We start from the raw sequence: 15,485 nt of genomic DNA, 5'->3' as shown, positions 1-15,485 counted from the left end.
CCTTTGTTGCGTTCAACGCAACAAAGGTGGCCTTGGGGGCAGGTGGGTCAGTCCACCTCGCCTGCGGGGATGGCCGGCACGGTCGCCGAGATGGCGGTGCCGGCACCCGGTTCCGACTCGATCACCAGCCTCCCCGCGAGGCGGCGCACCCGTTGCCGCATTCCGGCGAGCCCGAAGCCCCCGTTCGTGGCACCGTTGACGCGCTTGGTGTTCGGCTCGAAGCCCACCCCGTCGTCCCGCACGTCGAGGGTCACCACGTCCGCCATGTACGACAGCGTCAGGCCCACGCGGTTCGCCCTCGCGTGCTTGGCCACGTTGGTGAGCGCCTCCTGCGCGGTCCGCAGCAGCGTCACCTCGACATCGGCGTGCAGCGGCCGGGCGTCGCCCGTGGTGGTCAGCACCGCGTCGATGTGGTTCACCTCCGCCCAGCGCTTCGCCACGTCGCCGATCGCGTCCGGGAGTCTCGCCTCGGCGAGCATCGCGGGCTCCACCGCGTGCACCGTTCGCCTGGCCTCGGTGAGGCTCTCGCGGGCCAGGTCCATCGCGTTCGTGACGTGCCTGCGCGGCGTCGGCGCCTCGTTCAGGCCCTGCTCGGCGGCTTGGAGCTGCGCCAGGATGCCGGCCAACCCCTGGGCGAGCGTGTCGTGGATCTCGCGGGCCATCCGCTGCCGCTCGTCCAGCATCCCGGCCTCGCGGGCCTGGGCCAGCAGCTGGGCGTGCAGGCCGGCGTTCTCCTCCAGCGCGGCTTCGAGCTTGACGTTGGCCTCGTGCAGCTCGACGAGTGCCCGCTTCTGCCGGTGGTTGCGCTGGTCGGTCAGCTCGGCGAAGTAGAACAACGTCCCGGCGATCAGGACGCTGACCAGGCTGATCGCCAGCCACTCCAGGGTCGCGTCGACGGTGACGGTGTCCACTCCGCCCATGTACGCCACCGCCGAGACCATGGCCGTCGCGGCGACGCCGACGTAACGCCAGCGCCCCTTCAGGTAGACGAACGCCTGGGGGTAGCCGGCGAACGCGAAGAACGCGAACCACGGCGTGTTCCACACGAGCACGGCGGCCAGCGCCGTCAGCCCCGCGTAGTACACGCCCATCAGCGGGCCGTTGTCGTGCCATTCCGGGTGGAGCGTGTGGAACCAGAGCAGCCAGAGTGTGGTCGCGACCGTGAGGCCGACGATCGTCGGGACGTGCACCGGCACGCCCCACGTCGGCTGCAACAACGTGACGAGGGTGCTGACCGCGAGGAGGAAGTACGGCAGCACCTGGAAGACCGCGGCCTCCCCGCGCTCCCAGCGGTCGAACTCCTCCCGCAGCTCGGCCTCGATGCTGTTCGCCATATGAGCAGGATGCCATCCGGGCCGGCCGCGTGGGATCGACCGCGCGGCCGGTCCGGCACGGAGTGCGGTGGGCCCGCCGCTCAACCGATCGGTGGATGCCCGGCGGCGCTCGGGACTGAGGTACCCGCTGACCGCGTCCGGTGTGGACGGTGTCGGCGGTGTGGGTGCGTCACCGGCGCCTCCGGTTGCGGGGGAACCGTGCGGCCGGTGACGCACCGGCAGGCCGCGACGCAGGGAGCGGGAGCGCGCCGCGACTTCCGGACCGTTCGCTGGAGACCCCACCCCTCGGCCCGCCGAGGCCCGGTGTCAGACCTCGTGCCAGGAAAGTCGCAGCCGGCACCCCGGCGTTACACCTGTTCACGGTCACGCGGTGTCCGGGCTGGCGCGTACCGGTGCGCGAGCGTGCCCGGGCGGCCCGCGATGTCACAGGATCGGGCCACTGTCTCGTCATACGAGGTGCAGGTGATTCTCGATCAAGGAGTAGCCGATGGACCTCGCGCTGTGGATCGCCGCTGGACTGCTGGGCGCCGTAGCCCTGGCCGGTGGCATCAGCAAGACCTTCGTGCCCAAGGAAAAACTGTCCACCCTCCGCGGCGCGGCATGGACCAAGGCCGCCAGCGCCGGGTTCATCAAGACCCTCGGCGTGCTCGAACTTCTGGCCGCGGTGGGCCTGATCCTGCCAGCGGTGGTCGGCATCGCGCCGATTCTGGTGCCGGTGACCGCCGTCTGCTGGATCGCGCTGATGGTGGGCGCGATGATCACCCACCGCCGCCTCGGCGAGTCCGAGCTCGTGCTGCTGAACCTGGCCTATCTCGCGCTCGCGGCGTTCATCGCGTGGGGCCGCTTCGGTCCGGAGTCCTTCACCGGCTGAGTCGGCGGGATGGCGACCACCGACGACGGCTCCGTTTCCGGGCGCTGACGCGACCGCGCCGGCACCCTCGCCCGGCCGGGAGAGGGTGCCGGCGCGGTCGCTCCGGCTATCGGCTCCCGGCGAGGGCCTTCTCGTCGCGCTCGTCCCCGGCCTTCTCGGCGGTGAGGGCCGAGCCCTCCACGTCGAGGACCGGAAGCCAGCGCAGCCAGCTCGGCAGCCACCACGCGCGGTCGCCCAGCAGGGCGAGCGCCGCGGGCACGATCACCATCCTGACCACGAACGCGTCCACCAGGATCCCCATGGCCAGCGCGAAGGCGATGGATTTGATCGTCGCGTCGCCGGCGGGGACGAAGCCCGCGAACACCGAGAACATGATCAGCGCCGCGGCGACGACCACCGGGGCGGCCTGGCGGAAGCCGCTGGTGATGGCCTCCATGGGCGACCTGCCGTGGTGGTACGCCTCGTGCATGCGGGAGACCAGGAACACCTGGTAGTCCATCGCCAGGCCGAACAGGATGCCGATCACGACGATCGGCGTCAGGCTGATCAGCGGCCCGGCCGAGTCGAGGTTCACCGCGTCGGCCAGCCAGCCCCACTGGAACACCGCGACGGTGGCGCCGAGCGAGGCGCCGATCGTCAGCAGGAAGCCCAGCACACCGATCAGCGGCACGAGCAGCGACCGGAACACCAGCACCAGCAGCACGAGGGCCAGGCCCACGACCACCACCAGGTACACCGGCAGTGCCTCGTCGACGGTGCGCGACACGTCCACGCTCACCGCGGTGGAGCCGGTGACGTAGGTCGTCACGCCGTCCACATCGGACAGCTGTGCCCGCAGGTCGGTGACGAGCTGCTGGGTCTCCGGGCTCGTCGGCCCTGATTTCGGTATCACGTTGAGCAGGGCCGCGGTGTTGTCGGCGTTGGGTGTCGCCGGAGCGACGAGCGCGACGTCGTCAAGGTCGGCGATCTCGCCGGAGAGCCGGGTGGCGGCCTGCGAGGCGTTGTCACCCTCGAACAGCACGATGAGCGGCCCGTTGAAGCCTTCGCCGAAGCCGTCGGCGAGCAGCTGCTCCGCACGGGCCTGGGTGGTGCCGTCGGCGGGGGTCGGCACCAGGGTGGTCTGCATCGAGGCCACCGGGATCGCGACGGCGCCCAGCGCGAGCACCGACACCAGCAGCGACACCACGCGGCCCCGGGTGATCCCGCCGACCCAGCCGCGGTAGAAGCCGCGCTCCGGCGCCTCCGCCCGCTCGGCCGCGGCCGAGCGCTGCTTGCGGGGCAGTGCACGGTGGCCGAGGTAGCTGAGCACCGCGGGGACGAGGGTGATCGCGACGAGCACGGCGACGACGATGGTCGCGGCGGCGGCGATGCCCATCTGCGTCAGGAACGGGATGCCCGCGACGGCGAGGCCTGCCAGCGCGATGACCACCGTGATGCCCGCTGTGACGACGGCCGAGCCCGCGGTGCCCACCGCGACGCCGATGGCGGTGCCGACGTCCGCGCCCCGGCGCAGTTCCTGGCGGTAGCGGTTGATGATGAACAGGGCGTAGTCGATTCCGACGGCGAGCCCCAGCATGGTCGCGAGGATCGGGGTCGTCGAGTTCAGCTCCACGAAGCCGGTCACGATCGTGATGCCCAGTACGCCGATGCCGACGCCGACGGACGCGGTCAGCAGGTTCATCCCGGCCGTGACGAGCGTGCCGTAGGTCAGAGCCAGCACCAGCAGCGCGACGACCACGCCGATGATCTCCGAGGTGCCACCGATCTCGGGGGCCTGCTGGGAGATGTCTCCGCCGACCTCCACCGTCAGGCCGCCGGTCCTGGCGTCGGCCACTGTGGTCGTCAGCGCATCGCGCTGCTCCTCGGTGAGCTCGCCGGGGCTCACGTCGTAGGTGACGGTGCTGTAGGCGGTGTCCTGGCCTGCGTTGACGGCCGGGGCGTTCGGGTCGAGCGGGTTGGTCGCCGAGGCCACCCCCGGCAACGAGTTGAGCTCGGCCACCAGGTCACCGATCTGGGCCGCGTTGGGGGGAGCGGTCAGCGTCTGCCCCTCGGGCGCCTGCACCACGACGCGGGCCGTGGCGCCACCGCCGGAGCCGAACTCCTGCCCGATCTTCTCCAGGGCCGTGGTGGACTCCTGGCCCGGGATGGAGAACTGGTCGGACGTATCCCCGGCGAGCGTCGTGGCGCCCAGTGCCGAACCGGCCAGCACCGCGAGCCACACCAGGACCACGACCAGCCTGCGGCGGTGGGCGCCCGTGCCGAGTCGGTACAACAGTCTTGCCATGCGAATCAGGCCTCCACTTGAACGTGGTCGGTTGACGAGAGGCCCGGACTGCGGTGGCCGAGCGTGTCGAGACAGGTCGCGAGGATGTGCCGCCGCCACGTGGTCTTGTCCCCCAGGTGGTTGGCGGCGAGGATGAGCACGACCAGGGCGCCGAGCATCCCGAGCACCCTGGTCACTCGTTCGGGCTCGTCCGTTTCCGGGTCGATGCCGAAGACGGCGAAGGCGAACTCGCCCGCCTCCTCGCCTGGATCGGGCTCCTCGCTGCCGAGCGTGGTGATCGACCGCGATGCCAAGGCCACCAGGCCGGGGCGCTCCAGCGCGAAGTCGATCAGGAGCTCCACCGCCCGCCGGTCGCGCTCGGGGCCCACAGGCAGCTCGATCACGGGGTCGAAGAGCGTCCGGCCCTGCACCTGCCACATGTTCATCGCGGCCTGGTACAGCGCGTCCTTGCTCGGGAAGTGGTGCAGCAGCCCGGCTTTGGACAGCCCGACGGCGTCCGCGAGGGACTGCAGGGACGTGTGCGCGTAGCCCCGCTGCGCGAACAACGCTGCCGCGCGGTCGAGGATCCGTTCGTCCACGTCCTCCCGGAACGTGCGTGCCATGTTCTCGACGGTACCGACGCGACCGACCAGTTTGGTAGGTATACCGACCGAAATGGTCGGTGGCCTTCGTCACGTTCAGTGCTGACCAATCGCTGCCCTCACTCCCCTTTCAGGGGAAAGGGGTCATGGCGATCCGTGACTGCTCGCACTGGGCACGCCGGGCCATGATCGGGACAGTGCGATCACGAGCCCCGCCGCTCAGGAAAGTCCACAGTAGACTAGAAGTCACGGTCCCACTGAGCCGAGCGCGCCGGGCGACCGGCTGTTGTCGGCGAAGGAGTCCTGCAACACCTCGGCCACGGTGGACACCACGGGGTCGTCGACGGCCGAGTTCGAGTACGCGACGATGATCGACCGGGCCGGGTCGCCGGGCAGGCGGTCCAACCGGATTCCGGCGTCGTCCCCGCTGCCGCCAACGGCCAGCCCCGGCAGGAAGCTGTGTGCGAGACCGGCCCGCACGGCCGCCCGGTGCAGCATCAGATCGTGGGACTCGAACTGCACGTCCGGCTCGAATCCCGCGGTCCGGCACGTCGCCTCGGCCCACCGCCGCGCCGCGGTCCCTTCAGGTTCGAGTGCCCACCGCGCGCGAGGATCGGGCTGCGCCGACCCGTGCTCCGCGGCCGGTGACGCCAGGTAGAGGGGGTCCAGCGTGAGCAGCCGGGTGGTCACCGAACGGGGCTTCGGCAACGGTGAACCCGGATACTCCTCCAGCACCGCGATGTCGACCGCGTGGCGGGACAGTTCCTCGAGCGCGACGCGGGGCTCCAGGTGTGCCACGTCGAGCCGGATGCCGCCGAAGTCCCGTCGTAGCCTCCCGTACACCTGCCGCAGCACGGCCAGTGCGGCCGACTGGAAGATCGCCAGCCTGAGCCGGCCCACCGGCGCCGAGCCCAGCCGCCGCACCTCGCGTTCGGCCGCGTCCAGAGCCTCGATGATCTCGTCCGCCCGCGTGGCCAGCGCCGTGCCCGCCGGAGTCAGCCGCACGCTACGGCCCGCCGTCACGAACAGCGTGCTGCCGACGTCCCGTTCCAGCTGCGCGAGCTGCTGGGAGATCGACGCCGGCGAGTAGTTCATCGCCCGTGCCGCGGCCGCCATGGTGCCGCTCGCCTTGAGCTGGCTCAGCATCCGGAGCCGCCGTACGTCCAGTGCCACCCGGCCTCCCGCCTACTCTTCAGAAATACTGAACAGTTTAGGCCAACACTCTTTGCTTGTCGTTACGAATGGGCGCGGCAACAATCGAGCGATGCAGCGGACCGGACCACCACGCGCACACACGCTGCGCGACGCCGTACAGGCATTGCGTTCCTCCTATGTGGACGCCAACCCCCGCAGCGCCGAGCGGCACGAGCTCGCGCGGCGCTCCATGCCGGGAGGCAACACCCGGACCACCCTGTACTACGAACCGTTCCCCCTCGTCTTCGAGCGCGCCGAGGGAGCGCACCTGTACTCCCTGGATGGGCGCCGGTACCTCGACCTCCTCGGCGACTACACCGCCGGGCTCTACGGGCACTCGCACCCCGTACTGGTGAAGGCCCTGCACGCCGCACTCGACGAGGGGGTCTCCTTCGGCGGGCACACCGAGCGTGAGGCGCGGTTCGCCGCCGAACTCCGGCGCCGGTTCCCCGCACTGGAACTGGTCCGGTTCACCAACTCCGGAACCGAGGCGAACCTGTTCGCACTGGCCGCGGCACGCGCCCACACCGGCCGCTCCACCGTCCTCGTGTTCCGCGGTGGCTACCACGGCGGTGTCCTCGCCTTCGGGCAGGGCGGGGCGCCGCTCAACGTGCCGCACCGGTTCCTGGTCGGCGACTACAACGACGTCGACGGGGCACGCGAGATCATCGCCGAGGCCGGCGACGAACTCGCGGCCGTGCTCGTGGAGCCGATGCTGGGCAGCGGAGGCACCATCCCGGGCAGCCCGGAGTTCCTGCGGACGCTGCGGGAGGAGACCGCACGGGCCGGTGCGCTGCTGATCTTCGACGAGATCATGACCTCCCGGCTCGCGCCGGGCGGGCTCCAGCAGGTACTGGGGATCACCCCGGACCTCACCACGCTGGGCAAGTACCTCGGCGGCGGGATGTCGTTCGGTGCCTTCGGCGGGCGGGCCGGGATCATGCGCGGGTTCGACCCGTCGGCGCCGGGACCGGTGTGGGCGCACGCCGGCACGTTCAACAACAACACCCTGACGATGGCCGCCGGGCTGGCGGGACTCGAACACGTGCTCACCGACACCGCGCTGGACGAGCTCAACGCCCGCGGCGAACGGCTCCGGGGGCGCCTGCGGTCCGTGTTCACCGACGCGGACATCCCGTTCACGGTCACCGGCCGCGGATCGCTCATGACGTTCCACCCGGTCCCTGGGCCGGTCGGTTCCCCAGCCGACCTGACCGGAGCCGACCACGCCGCCAGGGAACTGCTCTTCTTCCACCTGCTGGAGCAGGGCTACTGGATGGCCCGGCGGGCCATGGTGGCGCTGAGCCTCGCGATCAGCGACACCGACTGCGACGGCGTCGTCGCGGCCTTCGAGGAATTCGCCGACCGTTACGGCGCGGCGCTGCGCGACCCGTCGTGACGGGACCAACCACCGAGGAGTACCGCATGGCCATACTGCGAACGGTCCGGGGCGACGTCGACAGCGACGGCCTCGGACACATCCAGCCACACGAACACGTGCTGTCCCACATCGGAGGAACGACCAGGCAGCAGGGGACCGCGCTGGCCTCGGAAGAGCCGATTCGTCTCGACAACTACTACGAGGTGCGCCGCCACCACAGCGCCTTCGACATGCGCGTCGACGACATCGAGGACGCCGTCCAGGAGCTGGAGCGCTACCGCGAGGCGGGCGGCTCGGTGATCGTCGACGCCACCAGCATCGGACTCGGCCGCAACCCCCGCGGCCTGGTCGAGGTCGCCGAGCGCACCGGTCTGCACGTGATCATGGGAAGCGGGTGGTACCACCGCGACTACCACCCCGAAGACCTTCGCCACCGATCCCGCGACCAGCTCGCCACCCAGATCCGCGACGAGGTCACCACAGGCGTCGGCGACACGGGCGTCCGCGCCGGGCTGATCGGCGAGATCGGTCTGTCCTGGCCGGTCGACCCCGTGGAGGACCGGGTGCTGCGCGCCGCCGTCGACGCGCACCTGGACACCGGGGCCGCGCTGATGATCCACCCTGGACGGGCTCCAGAGGCGCCAGCCGACGCCATGGCACGGGTGCGCGAGGAGACGTCGTCGACGGACCGGGTCGTCATGAGCCACATCGACCGGACCCTGTTCTCCCTCGACGACATGCTCACGCTCGCCGACACCGGCTGCTACCTCGAGTTCGACCTGTTCGGCCAGGAGTCGAGCTACTACCCCTACGCCGACATCGACATGCCGAACGACGCCATGCGGCTCCACCACATCCGCGCGCTGTGCGACCGCGGCCACCGCGACCGCATCCTGCTCTCCCAGGACATCTGCTTCCGTTCCCACCTCCAGCGCTACGGCGGGGAGGGCTACGCACACCTGCTGCGCAACGTCGTCCCGCTGATGCTGCGCCGGGGGTTCGACAAGGACGACGTCACGGCACTGACCGTCGACAACCCACGCCGGATGCTGGAGGTCACGCCGTGATCCGCAACCGTCCGCCGGCCGCGGCGCGCGGCACCCGACGGCCCCTCGCGGGCGCCGCGGTCGGCACGCTGGTCGAGTTCTACGACTTCGCGATCTACGCGCTGGTGGTGCCCGTGATCGCGACCGCGTTCTTTCCTCCTGGCGACGCGAGTGCCGCTCTGCTGGCCAGCCTGGCGACCTACGGCGTCGCCTTCGTCGTCCGCCCGCTCGGCGGCATCGTCTTCGGCCGCCTCGGTGACCGGGTCGGCCGACGGCGGGTGCTGGCCATCGTCCTCACCCTCATCGGCCTCAGCACCGCCGCGATCGGCGTGCTACCGACCTTCGACCAGGTCGGCCTGCTCGCTCCGCTGCTGCTCGTCCTGCTCCGGCTGCTGCAGGGGCTGTCCGCGGGAGGAGAGGTCACCGGCGCCACGTCCTTCGCGCTCGAACACGCCCCGCCCGGCAGACGTGCCTTCTGGATCACCGTCGTCATCGCCATGTCCGCGGTCTCCTCGGTGATCGGTCTGCTGGTGGTCCTCGGGATCAACGCGATGACGACCGATGCCCAGTTCGAATCGTGGGGCTGGCGGATCCCGTTCCTCATCGCCCTGCCCCTGAGCCTGGTCGGGCTGTACATCCGGATGCGGACCGAGGAGAGCCCCGAGTTCGAGCGGGTGGCGCGCGACCGCGAGCTGAGTGACACCCCGCTGCGCGACGCGGTTCGCGACCATCGCGCCGCGGTCTGGTACTCGTTCGTCCTTTCGGCCACCAGCGCGCTCGCCTTCTACTACCTGGTGGGCTACTTCCCGACGTTCCTTCAGCTCACCGCGGGGCTCAGCCGGGTCGACGCGCTCACCGCCAACGGTCTCGCGCTCGTCGTGTTCATCGTCGCGATCTGCGCCGCGGGAACCGTGGGCGACCGGATCGGACGGCGAACGATGATCAGAATCGGTGCCGCACTCCTGGCTCTGGCGGCCGTGCCCGCCTTCCTGCTCGCCTCGTCCGGGTCGATCGGCGGCGCCATCGCCGGGCAGGTCCTCGTCGCGCTGTCGCTCGGCGTGTTCGGCGGGGGCAGCTACACGGCACTGCTCGAGGTGTTCCCGACCCGCACCCGGCTCTCCGGTGCCTCGCTCGGCTACAACCTCGGCTACGCCGTGCTCGGCGGCACCGCGCCACTGCTGGCCGCGACGCTCGTCAGCGCCACCGGAATGGTCACGGCGCCCGGTTTCTATCTCGCCGCCGTCGCCCTGCTGGGGATCGTCGGCGTGTGGCGGATTCCCGAGACGCTGGCCCGTGCCGAGCGGCACGTCGTCAGCACACCAGCTGCCGGGCGAACCACCGCGTGAGGATGTCGTCCACCGCTTTGGCGGTGGGCAGCTGGGGAGCCGGTTCCAGGCCCGGCTCCTCGGCCAGCGGGTGCGCCAGGTCCGGCACCGAGACCAGCTCGACCTCCTCCGGCCGCGCGTACCGCTCGCGCAGGGCGCCGACCAGGTCGGAGGCGTCCGCGCGCAGGTCGGGGTGGTCCAGCTCCCCGGAGACGAGCAGCAGCGGCGGTTGTCCCTCGAGATCTCCGGCGCGGGCCACGAAGTCGAGCTCGTCGGCGGTTCGGTGGGCTTCCTCGGTCCACCGGTACGCGTGCCCGGCGATGCCGTCGACGAGCCCGACGGCGGACCGCACCCGCACAGCGGGGTTGACCAGCGCGGCCGCCCGGACCGGGATCCGCTGGGTGGTCAGCACCCGCAGGGCTACGGCACCGCCGAGCGAGGCGCCGAGCACGCCCACCGGCCCGTCGTCCACCGGAAGCTGCTCGCGCAGCGCGGCCAGCGCGGCCGGGAACTCGTCGGCGGCCTGCCGGGTGAACGGCGCCAGGAAGGACAGCAACGCGTCCTCGCGGGCCAGCTCGAGCACGGCGTCGACGCGACCGTCGACCATCCGCGCACCGCACATCGGCATGCCCAGGTGGACCCGCCAGGCGGGCACCCCGGACATCGGCAGCGCGGCCGCGAACGCCGCGTCCGTGCGCGGCGCGTCCAGCATGTGCCACGTCACGAGCAACGGCGCGGGCCCGTCGGTGGCTCCCTCCGGTGGGAGCGCCGTGAACGGTACTCCCGCCGCCGTTCCGTTGATCGTCTCCATGTCGCCTCCTCGGTTCCGCACCGGAACCGTATGCGGCACAACGGTTGTCGCGACAGCGCTTTCGCCACCGGCGAAACCTCAGCGAATGGTGTAGCCGCCGTCGACCGCGAGGGTGTGCCCGGTGACGAGCGAGGCCGCGTCGCTCAGCAGGTAGGCCACCGCGTCCGCGATCTCCCTCGGCTCGCCGAAGCGGCCGACGGGAATGCGCGAGAGCAGCTCGGCCGCCCACTCCGGGCGGCTGAGCGTGGACTCGGTCAGCTCCGTGCGCACGAACGTGGGCGCCACGGCGTTGACGCGGATGCCCGCCTTCGCCCATTCGAGCGCGAGGAGCTTCGTGACGTGGACCAGGCCCGCCTTGCTCGCGCCGTAGGCGGCCCGCTCCTCGATCGCGACCAGGCCCGCCTGGGAGGCGACGTTCACGATCGCGGCGGGCGTTCCGGTGCGCAGCCAGTGTTTCGCGAACGCCGTCGAGAGGAAGAACGCGCCGGTGAGATTTGCCCCGAGCACCGTGTTCCAGTCCTCGGGCGTGACCTCGACGGCGGGCTTGGGGATGTTCACGCCGGCGTTGTTGACCAGCAGGTGGATGCCACCGCTGGCCGCCGTGACCTCCGCGGCGAAGCCCTCGAAGCTCTCCACGTCGGTCAGCTCCAGCCGCAGCGGCTCGGTGCCGTAGCGGCTGCCGATCTCCTGGGCGCCCCCGGCTTCGCGGCTGGTGCCGTACACCGTGGCGCCCAGTTCCGCGAGGCGGTCGGCGATGGCCCTGCCGAGCCCGCGAGTGGCTCCGGTGACGAGGGCGTTCTTTCCGGTCAGGTCGAAGCTCATCGGCTCTCCGCAACGGTTTCGGGCGCGGCGTCGCCGATCTCGTCGAGTTCGAGGTGGCGACGGTCGGGGGCGAAGGCGATCGCGACCATCGCGATCAGCGTGGTCGCGATGGCGAAGGCGATCACCATCCAGAGGCTACCGCCCGCCCACAGCACCATCGCGCTCGCCAGCGCGGGGGTGAAGCTCGCGAGGATGATCGACGCCATCTGGTAGCCGATCGAGATGCCCGAGTACCGCACCGAGGTCGGGAACATCTCGCAGTACAGTGCCGGAAGGGGCGCGTAGACGAGGGCGTGCCCCAGCGCCAGGAACAGCACCACACCGAGCACGATGCCCCACAGCTCACCGGTCTCGATCAACGCGAACACGGGCCACGTGGTGACGACGATGAGCGCACCGCCGAGCAGGAACGTCCGAACGCGACCGATGCGGTCCGACAGCGCGCCGAACACCGGGATCATGGCGATGTTCACCGCGGCGCCGACCATCGACGCGGTCAGGCCGTGGGACTCGGGCACGCCGAGCGTGCCCGTGACGTAGGACAGCACGAACGTGGTGAACAGGTAGTAGTTCCCGGCCTCGGCGAACCTGCCGAAGATCGCGATCAGCAACGGCTTGCGGTGGTGGCGGAACAGGATGGCGGCCGGTGCCTTGCGGCGTTCGAGCTCGGCGTCCATCTTCTCCTTCTCGGCGAGGAAGGCCGGGCTCTCGGTGGCCCGCAGACGGATGAAGAACCCGACGGACGCGAGCAGGATGCTGAGCAGGAACGGCACCCGCCAGCCCCACTGGTCGAACGCGTCACCGGAGATCCACGACGAGAAGGACACCGCCGCCGTCCCCAGCAGCAGCCCGGCGGAGACCCCGATCTGGGGCCAGGAACCGAAGTAGCCGCGCCGCGCCCGGGGAGCGTTCTCCACGGCCACGATCGCCGCCCCGCCCCACTCGCCACCGACCGCGAAGCCCTGCGCCAGCCGCAGCACGCACAGCAGCAGCGGCGCGGCGACCCCGATCTGGTGGTAGGTCGGCATCAGCCCGATCGCCGCCGTCGCGACCGTCATGATCGAGAACGTGAGGATCAAAGTGGACTTGCGGCCGATCCGGTCGCCGAGGTGCCCGGCGACGAAGGCGCCGAGTGGCCGGGCGAGGAAGCCCACGCCGAACGACGCGAGCGAGACGATCTGCCCGATGCCGGGGGAGAGGTTCGGGAAGAACAGGTGCCCGAAAACGAGGGCGGCGGCGACCCCGTAGATCGTGTACTCGTACCACTCGACGATCGCGCCGATGGTGCCGGACTGCAGCGAACGACGGCGAACCTGCTCCGGGGTCAGGGTGGCGGCGGTGGACATGGCGGGATCTCCGTTGATCGGACTGGTGGGGACGGGACGGCGGGGGCGTCAGACCGTGACGGACCGGTAGTGGTCGGTCCAGGGCAGCTCGGCGCCCGCGTACTTGGCGGCCCTGACGTCGCCGGAGCGGGCATGTCCCTCGAACAGCTCGACCCTGGCAGCGCGGCCGCACAGCACGCCGAGGTCGGCCGAGGCCTGCCGGTCGCGCACCTCCTGGTAGGTGACCGTGCGCAGGTACATGCCCACCCACAGCCCGCCCGTGTAGCGGGCGGCGCCGCGGGTCGGCAGCACGTGGTTGGTGCCGATCACCTTGTCGCCATAGGACACGCAGGTGCCCTCGCCGAGGAACAGCGCGCCGTAGGCACGCATCTTGTCCAGCGCCTCCCTCGGGTTCTCGGTGAGGATCTGCACGTGCTCGTAGGCGAACTCGTCGGCCACGCGGTAGGCCTCGTCGAGGTCGTCGACCAGGATGATCTGGCCGTGGTCGCGCCAGGCCGGGCCCGCGATGTCCGCAGTGGACATTCCGGGAAGGATCTCCTCGATGTGCCGCTGCACCTCGGTGGCGAGCGCGTCGCTGGTGGTGACGAGCACGGCGGGGGAGTCGGGTCCGTGCTCGGCCTGCGAGAGCAGGTCGACGGCGACGACGAACGGGTCGGCGTGCTCGTCGGCGACGATCAGGATCTCGGTGGGCCCGGCGAAGAGGTCGATGCCGACCTCGCCGAAGAGCTGGCGCTTGGCCTCGGCCACGTAGGCGTTGCCGGGGCCTGCCAGCATGTCGACCTTACCGATGGTCTGGGTGCCGACGCTCATCGCGGCGATGGCCTGCACGCCGCCGAGGAGGTAGATCTCGTCGGCGCCGGCGAGCCGCATCGCGGCGACGGTCGCGGCCGGGATCTCGCCGCGGATCGGCGGCGTGCACGCGACCACGCGCGGCACGCCCGCGGCCTTGGCGGTCACGATCGTCATGTGTGCCGATGCGGTGAGGGGGTAGCGGCCGCCGGGGATGTAGGCGCCGACAGACTGGATGGGCACGTGCCGGTGGCCGAGGAACACGCCGGGCGCGGTCTCCACCTCGATCTCGGACATCGATGCCAGCTGCGCCTCGGCGAAGCGGCGGACGTTGGCCTGCACGGTCTCGATGTCGGCGATCACCTGCGGGTCGAGCGTGCCGACGATCTCGTCGAGCTGCTGCTCGCTCAGGCGGAACGACTCGGGTTCCCAGCGGTCGAAGCGTGCCGAGAGCTCGCGCACCGCCTCGTCGCCACGCGTGCGGATGTCCGAGATGAGGTCCCGGACTGTCTGCGCCACGGCGTCGTTCCCGGACGGTGCGGAGGACGCGGTGGTGGCGGCTTTGATGGTGCGGGGCACGCTCGGCTCCTTTGCTCGTCACTGCTTTGGATACGTATCCAATGGATACGTATCCAACGATGGGCCACAGGTGCGGCCCCGGTCAAGGAGTGTGACCGGTGCCTCAGGCGGGCGCGGTGGTCGAGCGCTCGACGAACTCGACCGGGAGCAGCTCGTGCCGGTACGGCGCGTCCGGTTCGGCGAGCCTGCCGAGCAGCAGCTCCACGCCCACCTCGGCGATGCGTGCGAGCGGCTGACGCACCGTGGTCAGGTCTATCCGCTCCCACGCCGACAGCGGAACGTCGTCGCAGCCCACCACGCTCAGCTCGCGGGGCACCGCCACGCCGCACGCCGCCGCCGCGTTGAGCGCGGCGTAGGCCATGACGTCGTTCTGGCAGAACAGCGCCGTGGGCGGTGAGGGCTCGGACAGCAGCGCGCGAACCGCGGCGTACGCGACCGCGTAATCGTAGGAGCCGTCGACCTCGGTGAGCACCGTGCCCCTGGTGTCCTCGGCACGCTGGCGGAAGCCGTGGCCCCGTTGCTCGGCCGTGCTCGCTCCGGCCGGGCCGCGCACCATCGCGATGCGGCGGTGACCGAGCGCCAGCACGTGGTCGGCGGCCAGCCGCCCCGCGGTGACGTTGTCGGCCTCCACCTGGTCGGCGGGGAACCCTTCCAGCGTGCGATGGCACAGCACCAGGGGGATGCCGTGGTCGACGATGCGGTGGGCCAGCGGGTCGTCGGCCACGGCCGAGGTGAAGACGACACCGTCCACGCCCTCGCGCCGCAGCAAGGCCAGTCCCTCCTCCGCGGTCAGTACGTCGGTGACGAGCGTGAGCCGCAGGCCCTGCCCGTGCAGCACGCGCTCCATCGCCTTGATCATCACGGGGTAGAAGGGGTTCGTCAGGTCGCGGATCACCACGCCGATGAGACCGGAGCGAGCGCCCACGAGGCTGCGTGCCGCCTGGCTCGGCTGGAAGTCGTACTTCGCCAGCACCTCCAGCACGCGGCGCCGGGTGCCGGGGGCGACGCTCCCGCCGTTGAGCACGCGGGACACCGTCGACTGGGCGACACCCGCCTCACGAGCGATCTGGACGCTCGTGACCGTCGGGCGCCGCGCCATGTCTCTCACCTCCGGTTTGTGCC

At 71.0% G+C, this 15,485-nt stretch carries 13 protein-coding genes; 4 read left to right on the top strand and 9 right to left on the bottom strand.

Features of this window, described 5'->3' with window-relative positions; translation table 11 throughout:
* Window positions 1–47 precede the first annotated feature (47 nt).
* Window positions 48–1,334: a sensor histidine kinase gene (locus tag FCN18_RS21095; RefSeq protein WP_137095919.1), complete on the bottom strand. Its 1,287-nt coding sequence runs from the start codon at window positions 1,332–1,334 to the stop codon at window positions 48–50.
* A gap of 487 nt (window positions 1,335–1,821) precedes the next feature.
* On the opposite strand from FCN18_RS21095, the gene FCN18_RS21090 reads away from it, so the two are divergent.
* Window positions 1,822–2,205, top strand: coding sequence for a DoxX family protein (locus tag FCN18_RS21090; RefSeq protein WP_112273071.1), 384 nt, complete (start codon window positions 1,822–1,824; stop codon window positions 2,203–2,205).
* Window positions 2,206–2,311: 106 nt separating this feature from the next.
* On the opposite strand, the gene FCN18_RS21085 is transcribed toward FCN18_RS21090, so the two are convergent.
* The 3 genes from FCN18_RS21085 to FCN18_RS21075 all read right to left on the bottom strand — a co-directional run bounded on the left by FCN18_RS21085 (window position 2,312) and on the right by FCN18_RS21075 (window position 6,243).
* Window positions 2,312–4,489 (bottom strand): MMPL family transporter, encoded by a 2,178-nt coding sequence (locus FCN18_RS21085; RefSeq protein WP_137095918.1) that lies wholly within the window; start codon window positions 4,487–4,489, stop codon window positions 2,312–2,314.
* 5 nt (window positions 4,490–4,494) lie between these two features.
* Window positions 4,495–5,091: a TetR/AcrR family transcriptional regulator gene (locus FCN18_RS21080; RefSeq protein WP_112273067.1), complete on the bottom strand. Its 597-nt coding sequence runs from the start codon at window positions 5,089–5,091 to the stop codon at window positions 4,495–4,497.
* 225 nt (window positions 5,092–5,316) lie between these two features.
* Window positions 5,317–6,243, bottom strand: a complete 927-nt coding sequence (locus FCN18_RS21075; protein WP_112273065.1) for a LysR family transcriptional regulator — start codon at window positions 6,241–6,243, stop codon at window positions 5,317–5,319.
* A 91-nt stretch (window positions 6,244–6,334) separates the two neighbouring features.
* Here FCN18_RS21075 and FCN18_RS21070 point away from each other — a divergent pair, with 91 nt between their 5' ends.
* Genes FCN18_RS21070 through FCN18_RS21060 form a run of 3 tightly spaced genes read left to right on the top strand, consistent with a single transcriptional unit; the run spans window position 6,335 to window position 10,037 of the window.
* A complete protein-coding gene (locus FCN18_RS21070) occupies window positions 6,335–7,663 on the top strand; it encodes an aspartate aminotransferase family protein (RefSeq protein ID WP_137095917.1) in 1,329 nt (442 codons plus the stop codon).
* A gap of 26 nt (window positions 7,664–7,689) precedes the next feature.
* Window positions 7,690–8,712 (top strand): phosphotriesterase family protein, encoded by a 1,023-nt coding sequence (locus tag FCN18_RS21065; protein WP_137095916.1) that lies wholly within the window; start codon window positions 7,690–7,692, stop codon window positions 8,710–8,712.
* Complete coding sequence (locus tag FCN18_RS21060) at window positions 8,709–10,037, top strand: MFS transporter (RefSeq protein ID WP_206077955.1); 1,329 nt, start codon at window positions 8,709–8,711, stop codon at window positions 10,035–10,037. Before FCN18_RS21065 ends, FCN18_RS21060 begins: the two co-directional genes overlap by 4 nt.
* Here the strand turns inward: FCN18_RS21060 and FCN18_RS21055 are convergent.
* From FCN18_RS21055 to FCN18_RS21035, 5 genes are all read right to left on the bottom strand, one after another.
* Window positions 10,003–10,827: an alpha/beta hydrolase family protein gene (locus FCN18_RS21055; RefSeq protein WP_112273059.1), complete on the bottom strand. Its 825-nt coding sequence runs from the start codon at window positions 10,825–10,827 to the stop codon at window positions 10,003–10,005. The two genes, FCN18_RS21060 and FCN18_RS21055, sit on opposite strands and share 35 nt — an antisense overlap.
* A gap of 78 nt (window positions 10,828–10,905) precedes the next feature.
* Window positions 10,906–11,649, bottom strand: coding sequence for an SDR family NAD(P)-dependent oxidoreductase (locus FCN18_RS21050; RefSeq protein ID WP_137095915.1), 744 nt, complete (start codon window positions 11,647–11,649; stop codon window positions 10,906–10,908).
* A complete protein-coding gene (locus tag FCN18_RS21045) occupies window positions 11,646–12,995 on the bottom strand; it encodes an MFS transporter (protein ID WP_112273055.1) in 1,350 nt (449 codons plus the stop codon). The genes FCN18_RS21050 and FCN18_RS21045 overlap by 4 nt, the downstream gene beginning before the upstream one ends.
* Window positions 12,996–13,043: 48 nt before the next feature.
* A complete protein-coding gene (hisD, locus tag FCN18_RS21040) occupies window positions 13,044–14,363 on the bottom strand; it encodes a histidinol dehydrogenase (RefSeq protein ID WP_137095914.1) in 1,320 nt (439 codons plus the stop codon).
* Window positions 14,364–14,466: 103 nt separating this feature from the next.
* On the bottom strand, window positions 14,467–15,462 hold the full coding sequence (locus FCN18_RS21035; protein WP_137095913.1) for a LacI family DNA-binding transcriptional regulator: 996 nt from the start codon (window positions 15,460–15,462) through the stop codon (window positions 14,467–14,469).
* Window positions 15,463–15,485 lie beyond the last annotated feature (23 nt).

The organism is Prauserella endophytica, from assembly GCF_005146945.1.
Classification (GTDB): Bacteria; Actinomycetota; Actinomycetes; order Mycobacteriales; family Pseudonocardiaceae; genus Prauserella_A; species Prauserella_A endophytica.
The sequence above is the reverse complement of the archived record's forward strand: the minus strand, read 5'-3'. Positions and strand labels throughout refer to the sequence as shown.

Coding starts and splice junctions, on each gene's coding strand:
- FCN18_RS21045 (WP_112273055.1), bottom strand. CDS start 12,995: ATGTCCACCGCCGCCACCCTGACCCCGGAGCAGGTTCGCCGTCGTTCG.
- FCN18_RS21065 (WP_137095916.1), top strand. CDS start 7,690: ATGGCCATACTGCGAACGGTCCGGGGCGACGTCGACAGCGACGGCCTC.
- FCN18_RS21095 (WP_137095919.1), bottom strand. CDS start 1,334: ATGGCGAACAGCATCGAGGCCGAGCTGCGGGAGGAGTTCGACCGCTGG.
- FCN18_RS21080 (WP_112273067.1), bottom strand. CDS start 5,091: ATGGCACGCACGTTCCGGGAGGACGTGGACGAACGGATCCTCGACCGC.
- FCN18_RS21050 (WP_137095915.1), bottom strand. CDS start 11,649: ATGAGCTTCGACCTGACCGGAAAGAACGCCCTCGTCACCGGAGCCACT.
- FCN18_RS21090 (WP_112273071.1), top strand. CDS start 1,822: ATGGACCTCGCGCTGTGGATCGCCGCTGGACTGCTGGGCGCCGTAGCC.
- FCN18_RS21085 (WP_137095918.1), bottom strand. CDS start 4,489: ATGGCAAGACTGTTGTACCGACTCGGCACGGGCGCCCACCGCCGCAGG.
- FCN18_RS21070 (WP_137095917.1), top strand. CDS start 6,335: ATGCAGCGGACCGGACCACCACGCGCACACACGCTGCGCGACGCCGTA.
- FCN18_RS21055 (WP_112273059.1), bottom strand. CDS start 10,827: ATGGAGACGATCAACGGAACGGCGGCGGGAGTACCGTTCACGGCGCTC.
- FCN18_RS21035 (WP_137095913.1), bottom strand. CDS start 15,462: ATGGCGCGGCGCCCGACGGTCACGAGCGTCCAGATCGCTCGTGAGGCG.